A 23,956-nucleotide genomic window follows, 5' to 3' on the forward strand; every position below is an offset into this window, starting at 1 on the left:
ACTCATTTTCAAGCCACTTACATACCCGCTTAATTCTTAAACAGGTGTAGTACTATTCTCAAGTTCAACTAAGTGTACTTTTCTTTTAGGTACACTTATGTCAAATGAAGGTTCGGAAATTCTTCTGAAGTATTTTCATGTGTTAAAGTCTTTTCTGATCGCACTATTTTTCCTTTAGACTATAAATCATTTCGTTACTTCACTCCTTCACAAGTTATTTAAATGTATATGGTATCAAATTTTGTGAATGTAATTGTGTCAAACTTATCTCAATTCCTTAATATATTTGTAATTCTATCCATTTTTCAAAAATATTTCATATTAAGGGCACTTCATTCTTCAATTTCTTTGTAAAGTAAAAAAACCACAAGGGAATTAACCTTGTGGCTGATTTTATTTGATTTGAAGCCCTTTAACAAGCCTCAAGTTTTGATACGACTATTCTTCGTCCCAAACCTTAACTTCTTGCATAACATCGCCATTACGCATTCTTAAAACTGTGTCCATACCTTCGATTACTTGACCGAATACAGTGTGTACTCCATCTAAATGTGGTTGTGGATCGTGAACGATAAAGAATTGGCTTCCACCAGTGTCTTTTCCAGCATGTGCCATTGATAATGCTCCAGCTTTATGTTTTAATGGGTTACCAACAGTTTCACATTTAATTTTGTATCCTGGGCCACCTGTTCCATTACCGTTTGGATCTCCACCTTGAGATACGAAACCAGGAATTACACGATGGAATGTTAATCCATTGTAGAAACCTTCACGAATTAATTTTTCAAAGTTTTCAACTGTACCAGGTGCATGCTCTGGGAATAATTCGATTAATAGTTGTTCACCATTTTCAAATGTAATACTTGCTTTTTTCATAATAAAATCCTCCTTATGTATGTACAACAATTTCATAAGACTTAATTGTCCTATATTTTTCATTACTGAATAAACTAGTAACGCTGTTCTTATCATACAAAAAACAAAAAGTAATGACAAGTTTTCTAAAATGACTATAATAGTGTAGTAAGATGTAAAATTTGGATTATTGTAAAGGGAGTGTCTTTTTGTTAAAACGAAAGATATTAGCGTTCACCATATCAATGGGATTAGTAGCTATGCCTTTGTCGGTATTGGCGGATTCTGTTCCTGGTGAAACAATCGTTACTCTTGGACAAAACTTATCTGAAACGCAAAAGCAATCATTATTAGCTGAAATGGGTGCTCCATCTGATGCTAGAATTGTTACTGTTTCAAATCAAGAGGAACATAAATATTTAGATGGTACTGTACCTAATGCTCAAATTGGTACTCGAGCTCTTTCATCTGCTATGATTACAATTGGTGAAAAAAATACAGGCATCGTCGTTCAATCAAATAATATTTCATGGGTTACTAACTCAATGTATACAAATGCTTTAATTACAGCTGGTTTAAAGGATGCAAATATTATTATTACAGCACCATTTGAAGTATCTGGGACAGCTGCTTTAACTGGGATCATGAAAGCGTACGAGCTAAGTTCAGGTCAAGTTATTCCTGATGATGTTAAAAAAGTAGCGAACGAAGAAATGGTTAAAACTGCAGAACTTGGTGATTCAGTTGGTAATGATAAAGCAGTACAATTAGTCGCTAAAGTAAAAGAAGCGCTTGCTAAAAATCCAAACATGTCAACCGATGAATTAAAATCTTTAATTGATCGATTAGCAAAGGATCTTGGCATAACATTAACTGCTGATCAAAAAGCTAGTTTAATGGCTTTATTTGAGAAAATGAAAGATCTAAATATTAATTGGGATCAAGTTGGAAATCAATTAACAAAGGCAAAAAATAAAATCTCAGAGTACTTAAATACTAAAGAAGGTCAATCTTTTATTCAAAAACTAAAAGACTTCTTCTCAGCTTTATTTGATGCGATTCTTTCTTTCTTTAAATAAAAATCAAAAACCCGTGGCCTAATAAAATGCCACGGGTTTTTCTAATTGCTCTTTAATTCTGAATGATCAAAGTGTCGCATCGCCGATTGTTTTCCCACCTTTTTTATGTTGTTTTTCACTAGCTTTTGTTCGAATGACTAAATGCCAGAAGGCTCTACCGTCGAATGGAATAAATGGCCAAAAATATGGTGTATTTAAAGTATTTAGACTTACTAAGAACAGAATTAATAATGTTGAACCAATCATAAAACCTTTAACACCGAGTATGGCCGTTAAAATTAATATAAAGAATTTGGATAATTTATTTGCAAGAGCAAGCTCATAACTAGGAGTAGCATATGACCCAATCATTGAAACTGCCGTGTATAGTACTACTTCTGGTTGAAATAGTCCAACATCAATTGCGACTTGTCCAATTAACACCGCTGCAATAATACCCATCGATGTGGATACGGCATTTGGAGTATGTATACTTGCCATTCTTAGAAACTCAATCCCCGTGTCAGCAATGATTAATTGTAAATAAATTGGAATATTACTTGTTTCTTTTGGTCCAATATAAGCTAAAGATTTTGGTAAAACTTCTGGATAGTTACATAAGAGCAACCAAAATGGTAGTAAGAAAACCGACATAAAAATCCCAATATATCGAACCCATCTAAAAAATGTTCCAATTGCAGGAGTTTGTCTGAATTCTTCAGCATGTTGAACATGATGGTAATACGTTGCAGGTGTAATGATTACACTTGGAGACGTGTCTACGATAATACATACATGCCCTTCAATGATATGGTTTGCAATAACATCAGGTCTTTCTGAATACCTCACTAGAGGAAATGGGTTATATCCTTGTTTTAAAATAAATTCCTCTAATTTTTTATCAGTCATTGATAGGCCATCTACATGAATACCTGTAATTCGATCACGTATTTCTGTAACTAGTTCTTCATGTGCAATTCCTTCAATATATGATATACAAACATCTGTCTTTGAACTTTCACCAACTTGAAGTATTTCATTTCTTAAATTTTCATCGCGAATACGTCTTCTTATTAAGCCAGTATTGTTAATAATATTTTCTGTAAACCCATCACGTGATCCACGTACTACTCGCTCAGTATCTGGTTCAGTTGGACCACGCCCCGGATAGCTCCTAACGTCGATCGCAATCCCTTTATCCTCACCGTCTACTAATACGACAATCAAACCAGATAGTACTTTTTTAATAACATCTTCAAATGTTAAAACAATCTCCACTGATTGGTGAACAATCGTATCTTCAATATTTTTAAACATTGATTTATTTTTCTCAACTTTTTCTAGACCAATCAAATCGTCTAAAAATCTTTGAATAAAACTTGTGTCTGTTAATCCGTTTACATAATATAGATGGACTTCTACTTTATCTACAAAAATCACTCGTTTTCCAATATCAAAACTTACCCCATAACCTAATCGTTCACTTAATGTATGAGCATTTGTAACTAGTTTATTCGTAAGATTTGTTGGCTTCTTTTCCGTTGTCAGCTGAGCTCACTCCTCTCAAGGATGTATTCAATCGCCTTTCTTGTAATTGGTGACCCTATTGCTATATCATCTCTTCCACCCATTTTACCAATATCTCCTATCCCTAAAATTAATGGAATATTTAATTGATCTAAGTTATAAACAGTGTCACCGTTTATTCTTCCTAACTCTATATCTGGTACACCATATTTATCCACACCGTATTCAGTTAAATTCCCTTCGTTATCAATGCTTACATCAACTTTGGTCCATTCCTGATGATGTGTATTTGATGCGACTGCTAGTGCTGCAATAACTTCAATATGTTTATCACTTGCTACATGTTTTAAAGCTTTTTCTCCAGGACCTTCACCCATAAAGCCACTGTCATCAAATAATACAAATATTGGTTCTTTTTGTGCTTGCATTATAATTTCGACCATTTTCTTACCAGAAAATTTAGTGGGATTACCTTGTGATTGCGAGATTGTACATCCGCCAAATTGTTTTGCCAAATGCTCAATGCTCCGATGTGCATAAACATCTCCGTCGGTTACGATAATGATCCTTTTCTTTTTCATAAATTAACCTTTTGGTTTAAAAATGAGTGCGATGATAAATGAAAATAAAATTGCTGCCGAAATTCCAGAAGAAGTTAAAGAAAAGATTCCCATACCGATCCCTATAAATCCATGGTCATTTGCCTCCGACATCGCTCCATGTAATAAAGAATGTCCAAAACTTGTAATTGGAACGGTTGCACCTGCACCTGCAAATTTTATTAACTTATCGTAAATACCAAAACCATCTAATACAGACCCGATTACAACAAATATGCACATTACATGACCAGGTGTTAATTTTGTAAAATCAAAAAGTAATTGACCTACTACGCAAATTAATCCACCTACTATAAAAGCATTAACAAAATCCATCTAAAACACCTCCTAGCAGCTTTCAAAAACAACAGCATGAGAAATTGTTGGGATTGACTCTTTTTGCTGAATCATTGTAGGACTCAAGAGAGCACCGGTTGCAGCTACTAATATTCGTTTATATGTACCTTTATTTAACTCTTGAAACAAATGACCATACGTTACAACCGCTGAACATGCACAGCCACTGCCACCTGCAAATACTTCTTGGTTTTTTCGATCATAGATTAACAATCCACAATCATTATATTTACCAGACATGTCATATCCTTCTTCTCTTACAAGTTGATCACAAATTGGTGCACCTACAGCTGAAAGATCACCTGTTACAATAAAATCATAATCATCAGGAGTCGTATTAGTATCTTTAAAGTGTTGCACAATCGTATAAGCTGCAGCAGGTGCCATTGCTGACCCCATATCAAATGGGTCAGTTAAGCCTAAATCTTGAACTGTACCAATTGTGGCACATTTTACTTTTATTCTGCTTTTTTTATTCGAAAGAAGCACACTACCTGCTCCTGTTACTGTAAATGTTGCAGAATCTGGTTTTTGCCCACCATATTCTGTTGGATAGCGGTACTGTCTTTCTGCAGTAGCATTATGACTACTTGTAGCAGCTAATGTCATTTTTGCGTAACCACTATCGATTAACTGGGCTCCGAGCGCAGTTGTTTCCATTGAAGTTGAACATGCTCCGAACATACATAAAAATGGCAACTGCAATTCTCTAGCCATAAAATTCGCTGTAACATTTTGATTTAATAAATCCCCTGCTAGAAATACATCAATATCTTCTACCGTTTTGTTTGCTTTCTTTAGTGTTGTTGAAATAGCGTTTCTCATTAACGCTCTTTCAGCTAACTCCCAATTATCTTCATTGCAATGAAGATCTTCATAAGCGTAATCAAATTTACCAGCTAGTAGACCTAAATTTTCTCTTGGACCTACCGCAGTTCCACTTGCTTGAACATAAACACCGTTTTGGAACTCCCATGTTTGCTTCCCAATTAATGCCATGGAAATCACCTCCTAAAATAATACTTTGAACGCATAGCGCAAGATTCCGACTACATATGCTGACACAACGCCATATACTATTACACATCCAGCAAGCTTAAACATATTTGTTGCAACACCTAAAACGAGACCTTCACTTCTATGCTCCATTGCAGCACTCGTCATTGAATTGGCAAATCCCGTTACAGGAACAGCCGATCCTGCTCCTGCAAATTGACCTATTTTATCGTAAATTCCTAATCCAGTCAGAATGCTTGATATCAAAACAAGAGTAGCTACCGTTGGATCACCCACATTTTTTTCAGTAAAATTAAAATAGTTAATATAGATTTTTGTAATACACTCACCTAGAAAACAAATAAACCCACCTACTAAAAATGCTTTAATACAATTTTTTAATACAGGTTTTTTAGGTTTATATGGTTTAATATTCTCTTTATAATTAGCTTTCAATTTTCCACTCATTTCATACACCCTTTACTCTATAAAATAAATCCAATGAAATAATGATCCAAAAACTTTCCCTAATGCGATTGCCATTAATAAATACACAATTTTTTTTTGAATACCAATTCGTTTAGCTAAAAGTGGGAAAACGTTTAAAACTTCCGTTAGAGCTGCTGCCAACATCCCAATAAAAATTCCAGCTAAAAGCCCAATAAAAACAGAAAATATACTAGGCAAATTAAAAACAGTATTTCGCAAGCTAATCCAGCAGCCGAAAATTGCTCCCAAAATAACGGCAAATTCGTAAGCACGGATCTTTTCAATCGTTTTCGTTAATTGGGTTAGCCTCGGTATAATTCCTATGACTGATAAAAACGCTACAAATCCAGTACCAACCGCAATTCCACCTGAGAAACCAACAAATACGATAAACAACTCTCTAATCATCTGTATTCACGCTCTTAGTTGGCTTTTTATTTTCATTTACTAGCACATATTCATCCATTGAGCGTTGGTACTGAAACATCTCGACTTCAAGAGGGCTCGGCTCTTCGTTTAATCTAGTTTTAAACCATTGATTAAAAAATAAAATCATCCCAATTCCTAGCCCAAATGAATAAGGTACTTGGAGTAATAAAGGTTTATGATTATATTCTCCAGTAATCATATAGTAAATTCGTTGTTGAACTTGCTGCATACTAACATCTTCGTGAAAATAGATAATAGCTAGTGACGAACCAGTAAATAACAAGATCCAAACGAAACAAAACAGTATGAAACGATCCTTTGAAACAGTATTTTTAAGTTCTAAAATACACATTGTCACCCCAACAAGCTCAAACGAAATATCAGGATCAACTTCTTGAATCAACGGTAAAAGCTCTAATATATCAATAACGGTATGAGTACCATCCTCCTTCTTTGATTCATGTACAATGATGTTTTTAATCGAGCTTAAATCAATATTAATTCCTTGTAAGCGTGCAATATCTTCTAGAAGTACACGTTTACCTACTTGTACAACAACTCGATTAAGCAGTTTAATATATAATACCTTTTTCATACTTTCCCCTCAGTTTCAAAGCTTTATGAATTCAATTACAACTAGTATGTGAAAACTTTTTAAAAATATAAGTGAAATTAAGGGCTGAGCTTTATGGCTTAATGGCAGGAGAGACTAAAAAAGTAGCAAATGGAGGCTTAGGCAAGGAATAGAGAGTATGTAGCAAAAGTTGTGGTCAAAATAAAAGGCTGATGAATCGTATTTAGATGATATCGATTCATCAGCCTTTTATATATCTAGCTAAATATTTTTATTTAATTTTGTCTTTCATTTGTTGGAGAATTTTTTTCTCAAGCCTTGATACTTGTACTTGTGAAATTCCTAATCGTTCAGCAACTTCTGATTGAGTTTGATCTTTGTAATATCTTAAGTAGACGATTAATCGCTCTCTGTCATCAAGTTGTTTTATCGCTTCTTTTAATGCAAATTTTTCAAACCAATTTGTTTCATGGTTATCTGCAATTTGATCTAACAATGTAATTGGATCACCATCATTTTCATACACCGTTTCATGAATTGATGAAGGAGCTCTACTTGCTTCTTGAGCAAGTACGACATCCTCAGGTGTAATTTCCATATGAGTAGCGATTTCATTAATTGTCGGCATTCTTCCAAGCGTTTTACTTAGTTCTTCTTTTGCTTTTCGAATCTTATTATTCGTTTCTTTTAATGAACGACTTACTTTAACTGTTCCGTCATCTCGAATAAAGCGCTGGATTTCTCCAATAATCATCGGAACAGCATATGTAGAAAATCGTACATCATAAGATAAATCAAATTTATCTACTGATTTCAATAAGCCGATACAACCAATCTGAAATAAATCATCTGGTTCATATCCGCGGTTAATAAAGCGCTGAACAACTGACCATACCAGTCTCATGTTGTGCCCGACGATGCTGTCTCTAGCCTGTTGATCTCCATCCTGACTACGCTTAATTAACGCTTTTAATTCACTATCCTTTAACTGCGCACGGGGTTGATCTTGCTTGACTTCTACGTCCATAGGCGATTCTCCTTAATTACTCAAAACATTGCTATTTGATAAGTACTTTTTAACCGTAATCGTAGTACCAACATTAATTGTCGACACTACTTCACATTGATCCATGAAGTTCTCCATAATTGTAAACCCCATGCCTGATCTTTCTAAATCTGGTTTCGACGTATATAAAGGTTGCATTGCTTCATCTAAATCTACAATACCAATTCCTTCATCTCGAATTGTTAAAGTAACAGTCTGATCTTCAAGAAGAACTGAAATATATACGATGCCTTCAGGATTATTTTCATACCCATGAATAATCGCATTTGTAACAGCTTCTGAAACAACAGTTTTAATTTCAGTTAATTCATCTAAAGTAGGATCTAGCTGTGTAATAAATGCAGCTACAGTTACTCGAGCAAATGATTCATTTTGACTTAATGCGGAAAATTGAAGGTTCATTTCATTTCGCATTATGCCACCCCCAATACATTAAGTCCATTTGACTCATCATCAGCTAAATGAACAATCTTAAATAATCCCGACATATCAAATAACCTTTTAATTGATGGCGAAATTGAACATACTGCCATTTCTCCACCTTTATTTCGAATAACTTTATATCTACCTAAAATTACACCTAAGCCAGAGCTATCCATAAATGTTAAATGCTCAAGATTTAATAAAATATGTTTGATAGTCTGTGACTCTAATACCTCGTTTACTTGTAAACGTAAATCTTCAGCAGTGTGATGATCAAGTTCCCCTGCTAGTCTTACACAAAGGATTGCATTCTTCACTTCTAGTTCAATATTAAGACTCACTACAATAACCTCCTTATTTGACGGTTATTGAAAGTTTCGTTAAAACTAAACCGAATTCCTTCAAGCTGACAAAACTAGTGGTAAAACGTCAAATCTTTTTAGTCATACTCGAAATAAGTCGTAAAAAATTAGTTGAATCCTCCAACTGTACGCTTAAATAAGTCATACCAGCTAGCTTCTTTTACTGCTTTATTTGCAACTAAATCTGTTTTAGACAATACTTTGCTACCTTGCTTTACGACTAAAACTCCTACTACTTGGCCTTTTTTAATTGGTGCTTGAAGATTTGTGTTGAGTTTAATATCTTTCTTTATTTTATTAAGAGCTTCACCCTTTTTAAGTACAACTGAAACAGGACTTTTCGTAACAACGTTTACGTCTTTAGATTTACCTTTACTAATACTTAGCCTATTAACATTTTCACCCTGTTTAATTAATTGTTTTACTTGATATTGGTTAAACGCATAGTCCAATAAATTAGTCATTTGGGCGTTTCTTTCTTTAGATGTTGGTGCACCCATAATTACGCTAACTACTCGCATATTATTCTTTTTCGCAGTTGCTGTTAAACAATATTTTGCTTCTGAAGTAAAACCAGTTTTTAATCCATCTGCTCCTGGATAAAAACGAACTAATTTATTTGTATTAACTAGCCAAAATTGTTTTTCTGTATCTTTTCTTAAATAATCCTCATAAGTTCCAGTAAACTTTGTAATCAATGGATATTTTAATAATTCTCTTCCCATAATTGCCATATCATATGCTGAAGAATAATGTCCAGGAGCTGGCAGGCCTGTTGGATTTTCAAAATGAGTATTTTTCAAACCTAGTTCCTTAGCTTTTTTATTCATTAAACCAACAAATGCCTCTTCTGTTCCGGCAATTTTCTCTGCCATTGCCACAGAGGCGTCATTTCCGGATGCAATTGCAATTCCTTTAAGCATTTCTTTAACTGTCATTTCTTCTCCAGGCTCTAAGAAGATTTGAGAACCGCCCATCGATGCAGCATGTTCACTCGTCATAACTTTATCGTCTAACTTTAGTTTGCCTTTATTAATTTCTTCCATAATAATCAGCATCGTCATAATTTTGGTCATACTTGCTGGTGGAAGCTCTTTTCTAGCATCTTTTTCATACAAAATCTTTCCAGTATCTTGTTCAATAATGACAGAAGATAACGCATTTTTTGCCAAACTTACATCACTATTCTGTGTTTCTCTTGCATTTACTTTTGGTAGTGATAATGAAAAGATCATTACACTACTTAAAAGAGTTAGTACTACCTTTTTCATTTATAACCCTCCATTCTTTTCATACATATTTTTTCCAAATATAAGTAGTTTAATCAAACTCAAATGAAAATATTAGAAAGCATGGAACTATTTACATACTTAACTACATATGTTATAAGTAAAGTGTATTAACCACACCCATACACTTAATACACTCAGTACACTATAACTTTTTGAGGTGGTGATCTTTTGATTATTATTTTAGACCCAAGAAGCAATTTGCCGCTTTGGGAACAAATAGTTCTTCAAACAAAAGAACAAATGCTAAGAAATATTTTGGTAAAAGGAGATAAACTTCCTTCTGTACGTGAATTAGCAACTACTCTAGTCATAAATCCAAATACAGTTAGTAGAGCCTACCAGGAACTCGAGCGAAATGGAGTAATTGAAACAATTAGAGGCAAAGGTACATTCGTAATTGGTTTATCAAAAGAGGCTGTGTCATCAGATGTACTTTTAAAATATAAAAATAAACTTTCTAATTTATTAATTGAATGTTTAGCCGATGGAATAAGAGAAGAAGAAATAAATAATTGGGTAAAAGAATTTTATTCGAAAAAAGGGGCTGATTAGTTTGCTAAAAATCCATCATTTAAGTAAAAAACTTGATGACCGTGAAGTGTTAAAAAATCTAAACTTTCAAATAGAAACAGGCAAAATTACAGGCTTAATAGGACGAAATGGTGCTGGTAAAACGACACTTTTAAGAACAATTGTTGGAATCCTATCACCTGATGAAGGTTCAATTCAAATTAATGATGTAGATATAAATGATTCACCTATTAATAGAAGACAAATAGCTTATATGAGTGATTCTACTAGCTTCATAAAACAATATAATGTGAATGAACTTATTACGATTTATGAAAATTCATATCCTAACTTCAATAAGTTTGCGTTTATGGAATCATTAAATAAATATAATTTACCTTTTGGTTCCCTTCGTAAATACTCTAAAGGTATGAGAACACTAATTTATTTATTATTGACCTTTTCTACAGGTGCAAATTATGTCATTTTAGATGAACCAACAAATGGCTTAGATCCAGTTGTTAAACGTACTGTTTTGCAATTAATCATTGAATATGCTAGCTCAAACTCGGTTGGGGTTTTAATCTCATCACATCACCTAGCTGAACTTGAAAAAATAATTGATCAATATTTATTTATTAAAGATGGAAGAATTAATTCAATTTCCACAATGGAAGAAAGTACGAACCAATTTTACAAACTACAAGTAGCATTTGAAAATGGTTTACCTAAACAATTTGAAGAAGACCCAGCAATTTCTGTATTCTCTAAAACTGGTAAAGTTGCCATTATCATTATTAATGGAAATAAGGATGAATTTATAAAACAAATGGAAAAGGCAAATCCACTTCTTTTAGAAGAACTTCCGTTGACATTAGAGGATTTATTTTTCATAAACGATGGAGGGGAATTATATGTTTAGTAAAGCATTATGGCTAATCCATTCTAAACAATCTCGACTTGCACTTATTTTATTATATCTTGTCTATCTAATCATCATTCCTTTTGGCTATTATAATAACACTGATGATTTAAATAAAGCATTACTAACAAATTCGAATAGTCCTTATCTATTTATCTCTGACTTTAGTACGCTAACATTTATGTCAGTAATCATTGTCTTAATTTTAAGCATCTTATTAATAGGCATCGGACGAAATACAGGTGGCATTGATTTTCAATTTTCACTTCCATACTCACCTAAGCAGATTTTTCTATCAAAATGGTTCTTTGGCATTGTTCATATTGTAATGGCAACTTTTAGCTTAATCATTTTAACACTATTAATCCATTACACTACTAATCTTCACAAATATATCGACGCATCATCATTTGCTACTATTTTTACTGTCATCTTACTTTTTACAATTGCTTTTTTTACGATTGGTCTGGCGATTGGAACGATTACAGGTCATTATTTTTCTCAAACGCTCTTCACTATTTTTACAATCTTCTCACCAAGTATTATATACTTTAGTATTTATTCAAATCTAAAGGGTGTTTTTAACCATGAACTATCTTACAACAACTTTGAAAAAAGTATAACTAGTTGGTCTATTCCATATCAAACAGGCTCTCTCTCAATTTCAAGAGATTTTAATGAAAACATCGTCCACTATCCAACTATTGATTATGGAAATTTAACAATAATCGTTCTTTATATTGTTGCTTTTTTACTAATTGGTATATTGTGTTATAACAGGAATGCGAATGTAAATAACGGAAAATTATTCGTGTATAAGAAATTCTCTTTATTCGTAAACGTTCTTTTTGTATACCTTGCAGCAACATTAATCGCTTTATTAACTTCTACCATTACGAATGGGAACAATACGATTATTTACTTGATCGGCTTAATAATTGGTACCGTAGTCGGCTATTTCTTCTATAAACGATTAAATAAATTTTTTGATTAACTTTAAATCTTTCAAATAAAAAGCGCTGGTTCTCAATATAAGAACCAGCGCCGTTTATTATGCAATAAAGTTTAAAGCAAACCGTACAAAGAATAATGCTGAAATTGCTACCATATATGGCGTGATTTCAGTTTTCTTACCTGCTGCCATTTTAACTAATGGATAAGCAATAAAACCAAATGCAATTCCGTCAATAATACTATATGTTAAAGGGATGAATGCTAAAATTAAGAAGGCTGGAATTGCCTCAGTAGGATCATCCAATTGAATATCTGTAATGTGTTTAACCATTAATGAACCGATTATGATTAAGATTGGTGCAATCGCAGATGTTGGAATATAAGCTATTAATGGCATAAATAATAAACAGCTTAAAAATAAAAATCCAGTTACAACAGATGTAAGTCCTGTTCTACCACCTGAACTAATACCTGCACTTCCTTCAACAGCAATTACTGTTGGACTAGTTCCAAGTATTCCTGATAATAAGATTCCAAACGCAGTTCCTTGAACAACCTTTTGTTGCTTATGCTCTTGGTTGATCATACTTAATTGCCCATGAATAATTCCGATTGATTCAAATAATACAACCATTGTCAGAGAAAATACTGCAATCCAAAATGGAAAACTCATCATATGAGTAAAGGTCAGTTGTCCGACAACTTCACTTGCAGATTTCATTGTAATTTTTGTTGTATCATGTGCTTTTTCAACTCCACCATGTAAAATGAATGAAATAATCGTACCTAAAATAACCGTGATTAAAAAGTTTGCAGGTACATTTTTAATAAATAGATAAATCGCAATCCCTAGTGTAATAACTGTTGCTAGTACATCGACGTTTGAAAAATTGGCAATCGATACAAACGTACTTTCATTTTTTACAACAATCCCACCAGCTTGAAGACCGATAAACGTTAAGAAAAACCCAATTCCAACTGTAATTGCACTTTTTAGTGATAATGGAATTGCCGTTGTTAATTTCTTAATTAATTTTGTGAATGATAAAATGAATAATAAGATTCCACTTATAAATACTACAGCAAGTGCTTCTTTCCAATTCATTCCCATTTCACCAACCATTGTATAAGTAAACAATGCGTTGATGCCCATTCCTGGTACTAATACTAAAGGCGAATTACTCCATAATCCCATCATAACGCTTCCAAAAAAAGCTGAAAGAATTGTGGCAATCATTGCACCTTGGAACGGTATACCTGCATCATGCAAAATTGTACTATTAACGGATAAAATATAAACAAGTGTTAAAAATGAAACAACACCTGCAATCATCTCCGTTTTAATGGTCGTACCGCTACCTTCAAGATTAAATTTTTTGTTCAATAAATTTTTCAAAGAAATTCCTCTCTTTATTTGGCTCCCTCTCCCACCCATGCAACGAGGCACTTTAAAATTATACTAAATATTAATCAATAATGATATAAGAAAATTTTTTTCTTTTTTGAGCATAAATTTGAAATAAATCACTAATTTTTTTCAACGCAAAGGAAGTTGTATGGTGCTGATTTCCACTACGGGATTCTCGCTTTCCATGGGGCGAGACCTGAGCCTCTTCGGCGATCCGAGGCCACTGAAAAACGCCATGATTTCAATACACGACAAGTAACAAGACTTATGAGGTAGCCTTGTTACTTCATTGCAAATTACTTACTAACTTGCATAACCTTCTCTATTCGGCGATCAGGCAATAACCACATAATCGCAACTATTACATAAATGATTTGAGCGAACGAAGGCCATATTAATGATGTGCAAACGCCAGTTAAATAACAAACTACCGATACTTTTCCTTTCCAATCATTACCTACAGCTAGTTTTAGCTTTGAATGCTTTCCCTCTATTTTGATAATGATCCCTTGTAATATAAAATATGCTATTGCAGCCAGTAAAAGGACTACACCATAAAGCATTGTAGGATAAGGCTTATAATGGTTTTCTCCCATCCAACCTGAAGCAAACGGGATTAGAGATAACCAGAAAAGTAAATGCAGATTTGCCCACATTATTGGACCTGTTACCTTTTGCAAAGTATGAATCATATGATGATGGTTGTTCCAGTATATACCGACATAAATGAAGCTTAATAAATAACTAAGAAAGGTTGGGAACATTTTTAATAAGTCTTGTATGTCGGGACTGTGTGGGATCTTAATTTCTAGGACCATAATCGTTATAATGATCGCGAGTACGCCGTCACTAAAAGCTTCCAGCCTATTTTTATTCATTATTTACACCTATACTTTTTGCCTTTTTTACTCCTTCAAACCCAAGTAGTATTTTCCAATGCTCATGCTCAATTGTAGCTTTTACTCTCTTTTTGGACATCAAATAACCTCATTCCTTATTCACATTAATATTTCTTTATAATTAAATTCTGTATTTTTTAATAAAATACCTTTTCAAAAATCTTGAAATGGAACAAGAAATGGATAAAATTGCCGGATGTCAATATACCTAGGTTAAGTTTATTGCATTCTGTTCTAAGAATGACTCATGTAGTAGACAAATAAAAAAGCTATTCCCATTTTAAGAGAATAGCTTTTAAAATTCTTATGCTTCCATAATTAAATCATAAACTAATGTAGGTTCTTCAACTTTTTCAGATGAAATTTTAATATTTTCTAGTAAGTCTTTTTCAACTTCACTAATATCTTCTGTGTTTGAATAAACAGTAACTAATGAATCGCCTTTTTTAACTGCATCTCCAACTTTTTTGTTTAGCATTAATCCAACTGCTAAATCGATGACAGATTCTTTCGTTGCACGGCCTGCACCTAGTTTCATCGCAGCCGTTCCAACTGCATCAGCAACGATTTGTGAAACATAACCATCTTGCTGTGCTACTACTTCTTGAACATATTTAGCTTGAGGTAATTTTGATGGGTCATCTACTACAGAGCCATCTCCACCTTGTGCTACTAAAAATGCTTTAAATACTTCTAAAGCTTTTCCATTTTTCATGTTTTCTAGAAGTTTAGCTCTTGCTTCCTCTAATGTTTCAGCTTTTTTAGCTAATACAACCATTTGACTACCTAAAATTAAGCATAATTCTTCTAAATCTTTTGGACCTTCACCTTTTAATGTGTCGATTGCTTCTTTTACTTCTAATGCATTACCAATCGCAAGACCTAATGGTTGGCTCATATCTGAAATAACTGCTACTGTTTGTCTTCCAACGTTGTTTCCGATTTTTACCATTGCTTTAGCTAAATCACGTGCATCTTCAATATCTTTCATGAATGCACCTGCACCTGTTTTAACATCTAAAACGATTGCATCTGCACCAGCAGCGATTTTTTTACTCATAATTGAGCTAGAAATTAATGGGATCGAGTTTACTGTTGCTGTTACATCACGTAAAGCATATAATTTTTTATCTGCAGGCGTTAAGTCACCAGTTTGTCCGATAACAGCTAATTTAATATCATTTACTTGTTTAGTAAATTCTTCTTCTGTTAATTCAACATGGAAACCTTCAACAGCTTCTAATTTATCGATTGTACCACCAGTGTGACCTAATCCACGTCCGCTCATTTTAGCAACTGGAATATCTAATGAAGCTACTAATGGGCCTAATACTAGTGTAGTTGTATCGCCTACTCCACCAGTTGAGTGCTTATCAACTTTGATTCCTTCAATATTTGAAAGATCAATTGTATCACCAGAATGAACCATAGCCATTGTTAAATCACTATATTCTTTTTCAGTCATTCCTTTTAAAAACACAGCCATTGCAAAAGCACTCATTTGATAATCAGGTACACTACCGTCAGTAAACCCATTGATTACAAAATTAATTTCTTCTGTTGTTAAAGTTTTTCCATCACGTTTTTTTTCAATTAAATCTACCATTCTCATTTTTGAAACGCCTCTTTCTTTTGTTTATTACTTCTAATTAAAAGTGACTCCTACATATGTAATGCAGAAGTCCTTTTTTATGTTGTAAATTTACTCATCAATAAAAAAATTTATATTAACCGATTTTGCGGATAATTTCTTTTACTAATGATAAAAACGATGCTCTTACTCTTTGTGTTGTTTCGATTACTTCCTCGTGGTTTAGAGGTTGATCTAAAATACCTGCTGCCATGTTTGAAATACATGAAATACCAAGTACTCTTAAATCAGCATGACGCGCAACGATAACCTCAGATACAGTTGACATACCAACAGCATCTGCACCTAATGTTCTAAACATGCGAATTTCAGCTGGTGTTTCATAAGAAGGGCCTGTTAATGCAGCGTAAACTCCTTCTTGCATCTTAACATTTACTTCTTGTGCAGCATTTTTTGCAAGCTCTCTTAATTCACGGTCATATGGATAAGACATGTCTACGAAACGAACACCTAATTCTGGGTTATTTGGGCCAATTAATGGGCTTGTGCCAGTAAAGTTAATGTGGTCTGTAATTAACATTAAATCACCAGGCTCAAATGAAGTGTTAACTCCACCTGCTGCATTCGTTACGATTAATTTTTCTACCCCTAGTTCTTTCATGATACGTACTGGGAATGTAACTTTTTCCATACTGTACCCTTCATAGAAGTGAACCCTTCCTTGCATTGCTACTACTTCAATACCATGAATTGTACCGAAAACTAATTGTCCTTCATGTCCTTCTACAGTCGATGTAGGATATTCTGGAATCGTATGATACGGTATTTTTTCTTGGTTTTCAATTTCATCTACAAGTATTCCTAAGCCTGACCCTAAAATCAATCCAATTTTAGGCTGTCTGTCAACTTTACTTTTTATAAAACTAGCGGCTTTATCGATATTCTCTTTATTCATTTGTAACTCCACCTTATCTCAATTTTTCTAAAAAACTTGATCCATGTGATGGCATTTTAAGATTAAAGTTTTCAGCTATAGTTGCCCCTACATCTGCAAAAGTTTTTGGAATGTTTAATTCCTTACCTTCTGAAAACTGTTTACTATAAACTAGTAACGGTACATATTCTCTTGTATGATCTGTACCTGTATATGTTGGATCATTTCCGTGATCGGCAGTAATCATCAATAAATCATCTTCTTTTAATAGTTCAAACACTTCAGGAAGTCTTGCATCATACTCTTCTAACGCTTTACCGTAACCTAGTGGATCTCTTCTATGACCAAAAACGGCATCGAAATCAACTAAATTTAAGAAGCTTAAACCAGTAAAGTCCATTTTTAATGTATCAACTAATTTATCCATTCCATCCATATTTGAAACTGTACGTAATGCTTTAGTGATTCCTTCACCATCAAAAATATCTGCTATTTTACCGATTGAGATTACGTCAAAATTCGCATCCTTTAACTCATTCATAACTGTACGTCCGAATGGTTTTAATGCATAGTCATGACGATTCGGTGTACGTTTAAAGTTTCCAGGTTCACCAACAAACGGTCTTGCGATAATTCTACCAATCATGTATGGATTATCTAATGTTAATTTACGTGCAATTTCACAATAACGGTATAAATCCTCTAAAGGTACAACTTCTTCGTGGGCTGCAATTTGTAAAACTGAATCAGCAGATGTGTAAACGATTAAATCGCCTGTTTTCATATGCTCTTCTCCAAGTTCTACTAAAATCTCTGTTCCAGAAGCTGGTTTATTCCCAATTATTTTACGGCCAAAATGACCTTCTAGTTCACTTATTAATTCTTTAGGAAATCCATCTGCAAATACCCTAAATGGCTTATCAATATGTAGACCCATGATTTCCCAGTGGCCAGTCATAGTGTCTTTCCCTACTGATGATTCTTCCATCTTTGTATAATAAGCAAGTGGGTGATCCGCTTTTGGAACCCCTTTCAATTCTCTGATATTACTTAAACCTAGTTTTGCCATATTCGGCATATGTAATCCATTCATTTCTTCAGCAATATGACCTAGTGTATCTGAACCAACATCATTAAATTTTTCTGCATCTGGAGCTTCACCAATCCCTACAGAATCCATAACAACGAGGAACACTCTATTAAATTTTCTATTCATTTGTTTTCCTCCTAACTCATCAAAACAAACTGAAACTAAAATCATCCGTCAGATGTCTGACAACTAAAGTATACTTATTGTCCTAATTCTTTTCAAGAAATATATTTTCCAATTTGTGTCTATTGATACTATATTTCCCCAGAATTATAGTAAATTGTCATAAATAATTCTTAAAAAAATTTCTTTTTTATCCAGTTGCTAATAAAGATGATATGTAAAATTTAACTCTTACATACCTAATCTAAAATAAAAAAGCCCAAGCTATAAAAGCTGGGCCTTTTTATGTATTAAGCTGTTTGATTTTGTGAATTTGCAACTTGATGCTTTTGTGCTTTTCTTCTAGCAACAATTGTACCAGCTCCAATTACAATTACAGTCATGACAATTTTAAATGCATAAATAATTGTTTTATTTTCAAAAACATCGTGAATCATTTTTTCATGAGTAATCATACCTGCTGCAGTCCAAGCTAAAATACCTGAACCAATTGTTGTAATAATTGGAAATTTGTTCATAATTTTCATTAATAATGAGCTTCCACCAACAATAATTGGGATTGAAATTAATATACCAATTACGATTGCAATTAAGCTACCATGTGATACACCTGCTAAAGCTAATACATTATCAAGACTCATTAGCGCATCAGCAATGATGATCGTTCTAACTGCTCCCCATAATGTTGCACCACTTTTAACATCGCCATGTTCAGAGTCATCGACTAATAATTTAAAAGCAATCCATAATAACATTAACCCACCGGCTGCATAAATAAACGGAATTTTTAATAGATACACGATTACTGCTGCAAATACGACACGAAGAGCAATTGCACCCATAGTACCAAATAAAACTGCTTTTTTCTTTTGTTCTGCTGGTAAGTTTTTCGCTGCTAATGCGATTAAAATTGCATTATCACCGCTTAATAACAGGTCGATAAAAATTACATTCAATAGTACTCCAATACTTAATCCGCCTAATAAATCCATGACTCTTCCCCCTTATAAAACTACTATTTTATTAAACAACCTGTACCCATGACTACAAAATAAAAAGACCTATGCCAATAGTAATAATTCTACGGCAAAGGTCTTGCTGAGCATACAAATGTATGCCAACAAAGCCGATGAGAATTTCTTCTCATGTAATGACGACTTTGTTTCAGGATCTCTCCTGACGCTACTCCCCTTTGGAGTATTCGATTGTTTATTAATAATATAATACTATTCTAACTAGTCCAATATGTCAATAGATTTTAATTCATTTTTAATCATTGTTTGTTTTAGTTTTTTATAGTTTTATTATATTTATTTACACGATTATTATCAATGTAAATAATTTACTTTTATTGCTTCGTTAAAATCTTTGGTCCATTACTTGTGATCGCTAATGTGTGCTCATATTGCGCTGAGTTCTTTGCATCTCTTGTTCTTGCTGTCCAACCATTACCATCCATTGTTGAATGCCAAGTACCAAGATTAATCATCGGCTCAATTGTAATAACCATTCCTTCACGAAGTCGTAAGCCTTTACCTGCCATACCAAAATGTGGGACATAAGGTTCTTCGTGTAAAGTCGGTCCAATTCCATGTCCTGTGAAATCACGCACAACAGAATATCCTAAAGATTCAGCATAAGATTGGATTGCAAAGCCGATATCGCCTAAACGATTACCAACTTGCGCTTGTTCAATTCCTTTATATAAGCATTCTTCCGTTACCTTTAACAAATCCTTGTTTTCTTTAGAAATATTTCCTACACCGTATGTCCAAGCTGAGTCAGCTAGTGCTCCATTTAAATTTACAACCATATCGATTGTAACAATATCTCCTTCTTTTAAAGCTTTTTTGCGAGGAAATCCATGGCAAATTTCATCATTTATTGAGGCACATGTTGCATATTCATATCCTCTATATCCTTTTTGCTCAGGTTTTGCTCCATTTTCTGCTAAAAATTTCTCTACAAATTGATTGATTTCCCAAGTTGTAATGCCTGGTCTAATCATTTTTGCAATTTCCTTATGTGTAGCAGCTAATACTTTCCCGGCTTCATTCATTAAGTTAATTTCACGTTCAGTCTTAATCGTAATCATTTAATTCATCCTCTCAAATCGCCTAGTTCAGTTTATATATGATTAATTTAATATATTATGCTTTTAGCAATATAACAATCATTTCCCAAGAAAAAAGAGCTTAAATTAAGCTCTTGGAGTGTAGAAAATACTAAAAATTTGATTTCCAGACTAATTGCGAGCGCTTTTCTTTCGAGGAGCGGAGTTACCCTCACACGGTAATGAGCACCGCTCAACAGGCGAAGCAACGAAGAAAGCGAGCGCTTGGCGGACAGTCTGAAAGCTTAAATTTAAGCTCTTGGATGAAACTCTTTATAAACATCCTTAAGTCTATTCTTCGTAACATGTGTATAGATCTGTGTCGTAGAAATATCTGCATGTCCTAGCATTTCTTGGACCGATCTTAAATCTGCTCCATTTTCTAATAAATGGGTTGCAAATGAATGGCGTAAAGTATGTGGAGTTAATTCGTGCTGAATATTTGCTTTTTCAGCCTGTTTTTTTAAGTTTTTCCAAAAACCTTGCCTAGACATCCTATTTCCATGATGATTTAGAAATAATGCATCATTACTTTTTTTACCGGACAATTCTTTTCGAGCCATTTTTAAATAATTTTCAATTGATTCAATTGCAAGTTTACCTAAAGGAATAATTCTTTCTTTACTTCCTTTACCTAAACATCTAACAAACCCCATCGTTAAATTTGCATCAGAAAGATTTAAAGATAATAGTTCTGATACACGCATACCAGTCGCATACAATAATTCTAACATTGCCTTATCTCTTATTCCAAATGTAGAGCTATCAGGTACTTCTAATAAGGCCTCAACTTCCTGGAGTGATAAAACCTTTGGAAGTACTTTTGGTGCTTTTGGAATTTCGATTAATAGTGAAGGATCATCTTTCATCCCATCAACTTCACGAATTAAAAATTGATGAAATGAGCGAATTGTGGCCAATTGACGAGCCATTGTCCTTGCTGTCAAATCTCTTTCCTTTAAATATTTTAAATAACTAATAATATGTATCCTAGTTATGTTTGAAAGACCATTTATATTTTCAACAACGTCTAAATATTTTCCATAGCTCTCTAAGTCCTTACCATATGATAGAATTGTATTTTTAGATAAACCTTTTTCAACCTGAATAAAATGGATAAAGTCCTCAGTTGCAAAATCAAATTCTTTTTTAAAAGGTGTTTTATCAGTCGTTGTCACATTACATTACTCCCCGTTTTGATAAAACCGTACCAATTGGTTAAAAGCACCATCCTTTTGATGAGTGTCCACCTTTAACATTGAGCCTTCTGGTCGGTCATATCGATGCATATTTTCATATTCAGAATGAATCCATTGAATAGCAAAATAAAATAATATTGTACAAGTAATGAATAAAATTGCAACTTTTATTACATTAAAAACGATACTAGCTCTTTTTTTCATATGACCACCACCTTTTTGCTAGAAGTAAAGACATCATTACTACATACTATGCAAAAATAGGACAAATCATACTTCATTTGATCGTAAAAATCACCTTTAATCATTACAAGCGTCTTTTTTAGAACATGAAAAAGAGCAGACTCTTTTCTCGAAACTGCTCCACTTTTTAGGAATTAAAATAAAATGATTTTTAATTAAATTAAAATCATTTTATTATTCTTCGTTTTGATCATGGCATCGATGACACACACCATGAAATGATAACCGATGATCTTTAATTTTAAAATTCCAACGTTCTTCAACTGTCTTTTCAACTTCACTTAATAGATTTTCATGAATTTCATCTACTGCTCCACAAACTGTGCAAATTAAATGATGGTGAAAATGTTGAGCACCTTCATGTCGTAAGTCGTATCTAGAAACGCCATCACCAAAATTTATTTTATCAACAATTGTTAACTCAGTTAGTAATTCTAACGTACGATAAACAGTAGCAAGTCCAATTTCCGGCGATTTTTCTTTCACTAGGAGGTAAACATCTTCTGCACTTAGGTGATCTTCTTCGTTCTCTAATAAAACACGAACCGTAGATTCCCGTTGTGGTGTTAATTTATATCCTGCTAAATGTAGTTGTTTCTTTATTCGTTCAACTCGTTCTTCCATTCTTTTCACTCCCTCGCCACTTGATAATAATTATAACAAAGAAAGAGAAAGTGTCAAAAATTATTTGTTAATTTTTTGAGACAATTATTTCTGAGATCGCTTTTAAAAAAAATGTTGAACCATATGCTTCAATAATACTTGCAATACTTAAGCAAACTGCAACCAATCCAAAAACAATTGAATACGAGACTAATTGTTTCATAATTGGTTCATTATCATTTTTAATAAATTGCTTTCGAATCATTCGAATGGAAAGCTGCACAGCTAAAACTGTCAGTAGTATATATAATGGTAATACGATTACATTTTGTGGGAAAACAGAAGAAAATGCTAATAAAATACCGTGCCAACCTAATTGATTCACTAAAAAACCAACTGTAAATCCAACTACCAATCCTTTCATAAATAATAAAATGAGAATGATTGGTAACCCAATTATTGAAATTCCTAAAATCCAAATTAATGCCAAAAATTTCAAGTGTGAAGAATAACTAGATACAAACACTTCATTTCCACTAATATAGTCTCCATTATTAACTTGTCCAAAAAAATGTGTGATAAAAGAAAGAACATCTTGCTTTTGACTCACATTCATACTGTTTACAATGACTGCTCCAAATACGACACCAAAAAGTAAGATCACACTAACAAAAATATAGAGTGACGTATAATCTTTAACATGTTTTTTCATCGTTGATTGGACTGAGCTTCTTGTCATGATATCATCTCCTGCACTATATTCTCTTTTCATTCTATGAGTGGACAAGTAATTTATTCGTTTTATTTATAAAAGTCCAAATATTTTACACATCAATCTTTCTATTTATAATTAAGAAGGCTCTGACATTTAAATGTTGATTTTTGGAATAAAAAAGTATGTCTAATTAGACAAACTTAAACTCTGTTGAGAAAAGAACTCGTTAATCAATTAGCCATATTTTTAAAGTAAAAGAAGCTGTATGTGGCTGATTTCCACTACAGGCTTCTCGCTTACCAATGGGCGAGACCTGAGCCTCCTCGGCATTGCCTGCGGGGTCTCAGCCTTCCCGCATCTCCCATAGGAGTCGAGAACCCTTCCGTTCCAACCAACTACTCAAAATAAAAAAGGATGCTATAAAAACCTTAATATTCCCCCTTTTCTTAGAGGAAAATAGAAATTAAATACTCTGTTTTTTTGCTAATATCGGCAAATCGGCAACTTATTAACTAATAATTAATTTTCTTCTTCAAACAATTAATTGCTCAATATTTTATATTCTGAAAAAAGAAATTGCTAAAGTTTGTCAGTATTCCACAAACAAATTATCTAATGAATAACA

The 23,956-nt window shown here is 33.3% G+C and carries 27 protein-coding genes; 4 read left to right on the forward strand and 23 right to left on the reverse strand.

What is annotated here, in order from left to right:
- Nucleotides 1-438: 438 nt before the first annotated feature.
- Entirely contained in the window at nt 439-876 is a 438-nt protein-coding gene (locus ACFCYN_RS15350; protein WP_172444076.1) for a peptidylprolyl isomerase, read from the reverse strand.
- A gap of 224 nt (nt 877-1,100) precedes the next feature.
- Between ACFCYN_RS15350 and ACFCYN_RS15355 the strand changes: the two genes are divergently transcribed.
- Nucleotides 1,101-1,934 carry a DUF1002 domain-containing protein gene (locus ACFCYN_RS15355; RefSeq protein ID WP_257131827.1) on the forward strand — a complete coding sequence of 278 codons (834 nt, stop codon included), beginning with the start codon at nt 1,101-1,103 and terminating at the stop codon, nt 1,932-1,934.
- Between the two features lie 66 nt (nt 1,935-2,000).
- Here ACFCYN_RS15355 and ACFCYN_RS15360 read toward each other — a convergent pair whose 3' ends face one another.
- The 11 genes from ACFCYN_RS15360 to ACFCYN_RS15410 form a co-directional block, all read right to left on the reverse strand.
- Nucleotides 2,001-3,461 carry a spore germination protein gene (locus tag ACFCYN_RS15360; protein ID WP_098120985.1) on the reverse strand — a complete coding sequence of 487 codons (1,461 nt, stop codon included), beginning with the start codon at nt 3,459-3,461 and terminating at the stop codon, nt 2,001-2,003.
- Complete coding sequence (gene spoVAEA / locus ACFCYN_RS15365; protein ID WP_375950216.1) at nt 3,458-4,021, reverse strand: stage V sporulation protein SpoVABEA; 564 nt, start codon at nt 4,019-4,021, stop codon at nt 3,458-3,460. The genes ACFCYN_RS15360 and spoVAEA overlap by 4 nt, the downstream gene beginning before the upstream one ends.
- A 3-nt stretch (nt 4,022-4,024) precedes the next feature.
- Nucleotides 4,025-4,375, reverse strand: a complete 351-nt coding sequence (gene spoVAE / locus ACFCYN_RS15370; protein ID WP_098120983.1) for a stage V sporulation protein AE — start codon at nt 4,373-4,375, stop codon at nt 4,025-4,027.
- Between the two features lie 12 nt (nt 4,376-4,387).
- Nucleotides 4,388-5,395: a stage V sporulation protein AD gene (gene spoVAD, locus ACFCYN_RS15375; protein ID WP_172444073.1), complete on the reverse strand. Its 1,008-nt coding sequence runs from the start codon at nt 5,393-5,395 to the stop codon at nt 4,388-4,390.
- Nucleotides 5,396-5,407: 12 nt separating this feature from the next.
- Nucleotides 5,408-5,860 (reverse strand): stage V sporulation protein AC, encoded by a 453-nt coding sequence (spoVAC, locus tag ACFCYN_RS15380; protein ID WP_375950219.1) that lies wholly within the window; start codon nt 5,858-5,860, stop codon nt 5,408-5,410.
- 12 nt (nt 5,861-5,872) lie between these two features.
- Nucleotides 5,873-6,289, reverse strand: a complete 417-nt coding sequence (locus ACFCYN_RS15385; protein ID WP_375950221.1) for a stage V sporulation protein AB — start codon at nt 6,287-6,289, stop codon at nt 5,873-5,875.
- A complete protein-coding gene (locus tag ACFCYN_RS15390; protein WP_172444070.1) occupies nt 6,282-6,905 on the reverse strand; it encodes a stage V sporulation protein AA in 624 nt (207 codons plus the stop codon). Before ACFCYN_RS15390 ends, ACFCYN_RS15385 begins: the two co-directional genes overlap by 8 nt.
- 250 nt (nt 6,906-7,155) lie before the next feature.
- Nucleotides 7,156-7,911 (reverse strand): RNA polymerase sporulation sigma factor SigF, encoded by a 756-nt coding sequence (gene sigF / locus ACFCYN_RS15395; RefSeq protein WP_098120978.1) that lies wholly within the window; start codon nt 7,909-7,911, stop codon nt 7,156-7,158.
- 12 nt (nt 7,912-7,923) lie between these two features.
- Nucleotides 7,924-8,364 carry an anti-sigma F factor gene (spoIIAB, locus tag ACFCYN_RS15400; RefSeq protein WP_172444069.1) on the reverse strand — a complete coding sequence of 147 codons (441 nt, stop codon included), beginning with the start codon at nt 8,362-8,364 and terminating at the stop codon, nt 7,924-7,926.
- Nucleotides 8,364-8,714 (reverse strand): anti-sigma F factor antagonist, encoded by a 351-nt coding sequence (gene spoIIAA, locus ACFCYN_RS15405; protein ID WP_098120976.1) that lies wholly within the window; start codon nt 8,712-8,714, stop codon nt 8,364-8,366. The genes spoIIAB and spoIIAA overlap by 1 nt, the downstream gene beginning before the upstream one ends.
- Before the next feature lie 128 nt (nt 8,715-8,842).
- Nucleotides 8,843-10,006, reverse strand: a complete 1,164-nt coding sequence (locus ACFCYN_RS15410) for a D-alanyl-D-alanine carboxypeptidase family protein (RefSeq protein WP_172444068.1) — start codon at nt 10,004-10,006, stop codon at nt 8,843-8,845.
- Nucleotides 10,007-10,195: 189 nt separating this feature from the next.
- Here ACFCYN_RS15410 and ACFCYN_RS15415 point away from each other — a divergent pair, with 189 nt between their 5' ends.
- The 3 genes from ACFCYN_RS15415 to ACFCYN_RS15425 are packed head-to-tail and all read left to right on the forward strand — an operon-like array spanning nt 10,196 to nt 12,453.
- Complete coding sequence (locus ACFCYN_RS15415; RefSeq protein WP_098120974.1) at nt 10,196-10,579, forward strand: GntR family transcriptional regulator; 384 nt, start codon at nt 10,196-10,198, stop codon at nt 10,577-10,579.
- A 1-nt stretch (nt 10,580) separates the two neighbouring features.
- Complete coding sequence (locus tag ACFCYN_RS15420; RefSeq protein ID WP_172444067.1) at nt 10,581-11,459, forward strand: ABC transporter ATP-binding protein; 879 nt, start codon at nt 10,581-10,583, stop codon at nt 11,457-11,459.
- Nucleotides 11,452-12,453, forward strand: coding sequence for an ABC transporter permease subunit (locus tag ACFCYN_RS15425; protein WP_172444066.1), 1,002 nt, complete (start codon nt 11,452-11,454; stop codon nt 12,451-12,453). Before ACFCYN_RS15420 ends, ACFCYN_RS15425 begins: the two co-directional genes overlap by 8 nt.
- Nucleotides 12,454-12,510: 57 nt before the next feature.
- Here ACFCYN_RS15425 and ACFCYN_RS15430 read toward each other — a convergent pair whose 3' ends face one another.
- The 11 genes from ACFCYN_RS15430 to spoIIM all read right to left on the reverse strand — a co-directional run bounded on the left by ACFCYN_RS15430 (nt 12,511) and on the right by spoIIM (nt 23,355).
- Nucleotides 12,511-13,809: an NCS2 family permease gene (locus tag ACFCYN_RS15430; RefSeq protein WP_216854080.1), complete on the reverse strand. Its 1,299-nt coding sequence runs from the start codon at nt 13,807-13,809 to the stop codon at nt 12,511-12,513.
- Between the two features lie 308 nt (nt 13,810-14,117).
- Complete coding sequence (locus ACFCYN_RS15435; protein ID WP_172444064.1) at nt 14,118-14,699, reverse strand: TMEM175 family protein; 582 nt, start codon at nt 14,697-14,699, stop codon at nt 14,118-14,120.
- Nucleotides 14,700-15,024: 325 nt separating this feature from the next.
- A complete protein-coding gene (locus tag ACFCYN_RS15440) occupies nt 15,025-16,332 on the reverse strand; it encodes a pyrimidine-nucleoside phosphorylase (protein WP_172444063.1) in 1,308 nt (435 codons plus the stop codon).
- 115 nt (nt 16,333-16,447) lie between these two features.
- Nucleotides 16,448-17,266 carry a purine-nucleoside phosphorylase gene (locus ACFCYN_RS15445; RefSeq protein WP_098120968.1) on the reverse strand — a complete coding sequence of 273 codons (819 nt, stop codon included), beginning with the start codon at nt 17,264-17,266 and terminating at the stop codon, nt 16,448-16,450.
- A gap of 13 nt (nt 17,267-17,279) precedes the next feature.
- The gene (gene deoB, locus ACFCYN_RS15450; RefSeq protein WP_172444062.1) at nt 17,280-18,461 is read right to left on the reverse strand and encodes a phosphopentomutase; all 1,182 of its coding nucleotides are present in this window, start codon (nt 18,459-18,461) and stop codon (nt 17,280-17,282) included.
- 287 nt (nt 18,462-18,748) lie between these two features.
- Nucleotides 18,749-19,450, reverse strand: coding sequence for a TerC family protein (locus tag ACFCYN_RS15455; protein WP_375950225.1), 702 nt, complete (start codon nt 19,448-19,450; stop codon nt 18,749-18,751).
- Between the two features lie 356 nt (nt 19,451-19,806).
- Entirely contained in the window at nt 19,807-20,553 is a 747-nt protein-coding gene (map, locus tag ACFCYN_RS15460) for a type I methionyl aminopeptidase (RefSeq protein ID WP_375950227.1), read from the reverse strand.
- A 269-nt stretch (nt 20,554-20,822) separates the two neighbouring features.
- Complete coding sequence (xerD, locus tag ACFCYN_RS15465; protein ID WP_172444059.1) at nt 20,823-21,749, reverse strand: site-specific tyrosine recombinase XerD; 927 nt, start codon at nt 21,747-21,749, stop codon at nt 20,823-20,825.
- 6 nt (nt 21,750-21,755) lie between these two features.
- Nucleotides 21,756-21,974 (reverse strand): YqzK family protein, encoded by a 219-nt coding sequence (locus ACFCYN_RS15470; RefSeq protein ID WP_098120963.1) that lies wholly within the window; start codon nt 21,972-21,974, stop codon nt 21,756-21,758.
- Nucleotides 21,975-22,187: 213 nt separating this feature from the next.
- The gene (gene fur, locus ACFCYN_RS15475) at nt 22,188-22,637 is read right to left on the reverse strand and encodes a ferric iron uptake transcriptional regulator (RefSeq protein ID WP_056466931.1); all 450 of its coding nucleotides are present in this window, start codon (nt 22,635-22,637) and stop codon (nt 22,188-22,190) included.
- Nucleotides 22,638-22,704: 67 nt separating this feature from the next.
- Entirely contained in the window at nt 22,705-23,355 is a 651-nt protein-coding gene (spoIIM, locus tag ACFCYN_RS15480) for a stage II sporulation protein M (RefSeq protein ID WP_098120961.1), read from the reverse strand.
- Nucleotides 23,356-23,956: the final 601 nt, after the last annotated feature.

It is taken from the genome of Gottfriedia sp. NPDC056225 (genome assembly GCF_042267765.1).
GTDB lineage: Bacteria > Bacillota > Bacilli > Bacillales > Bacillaceae_G > Gottfriedia.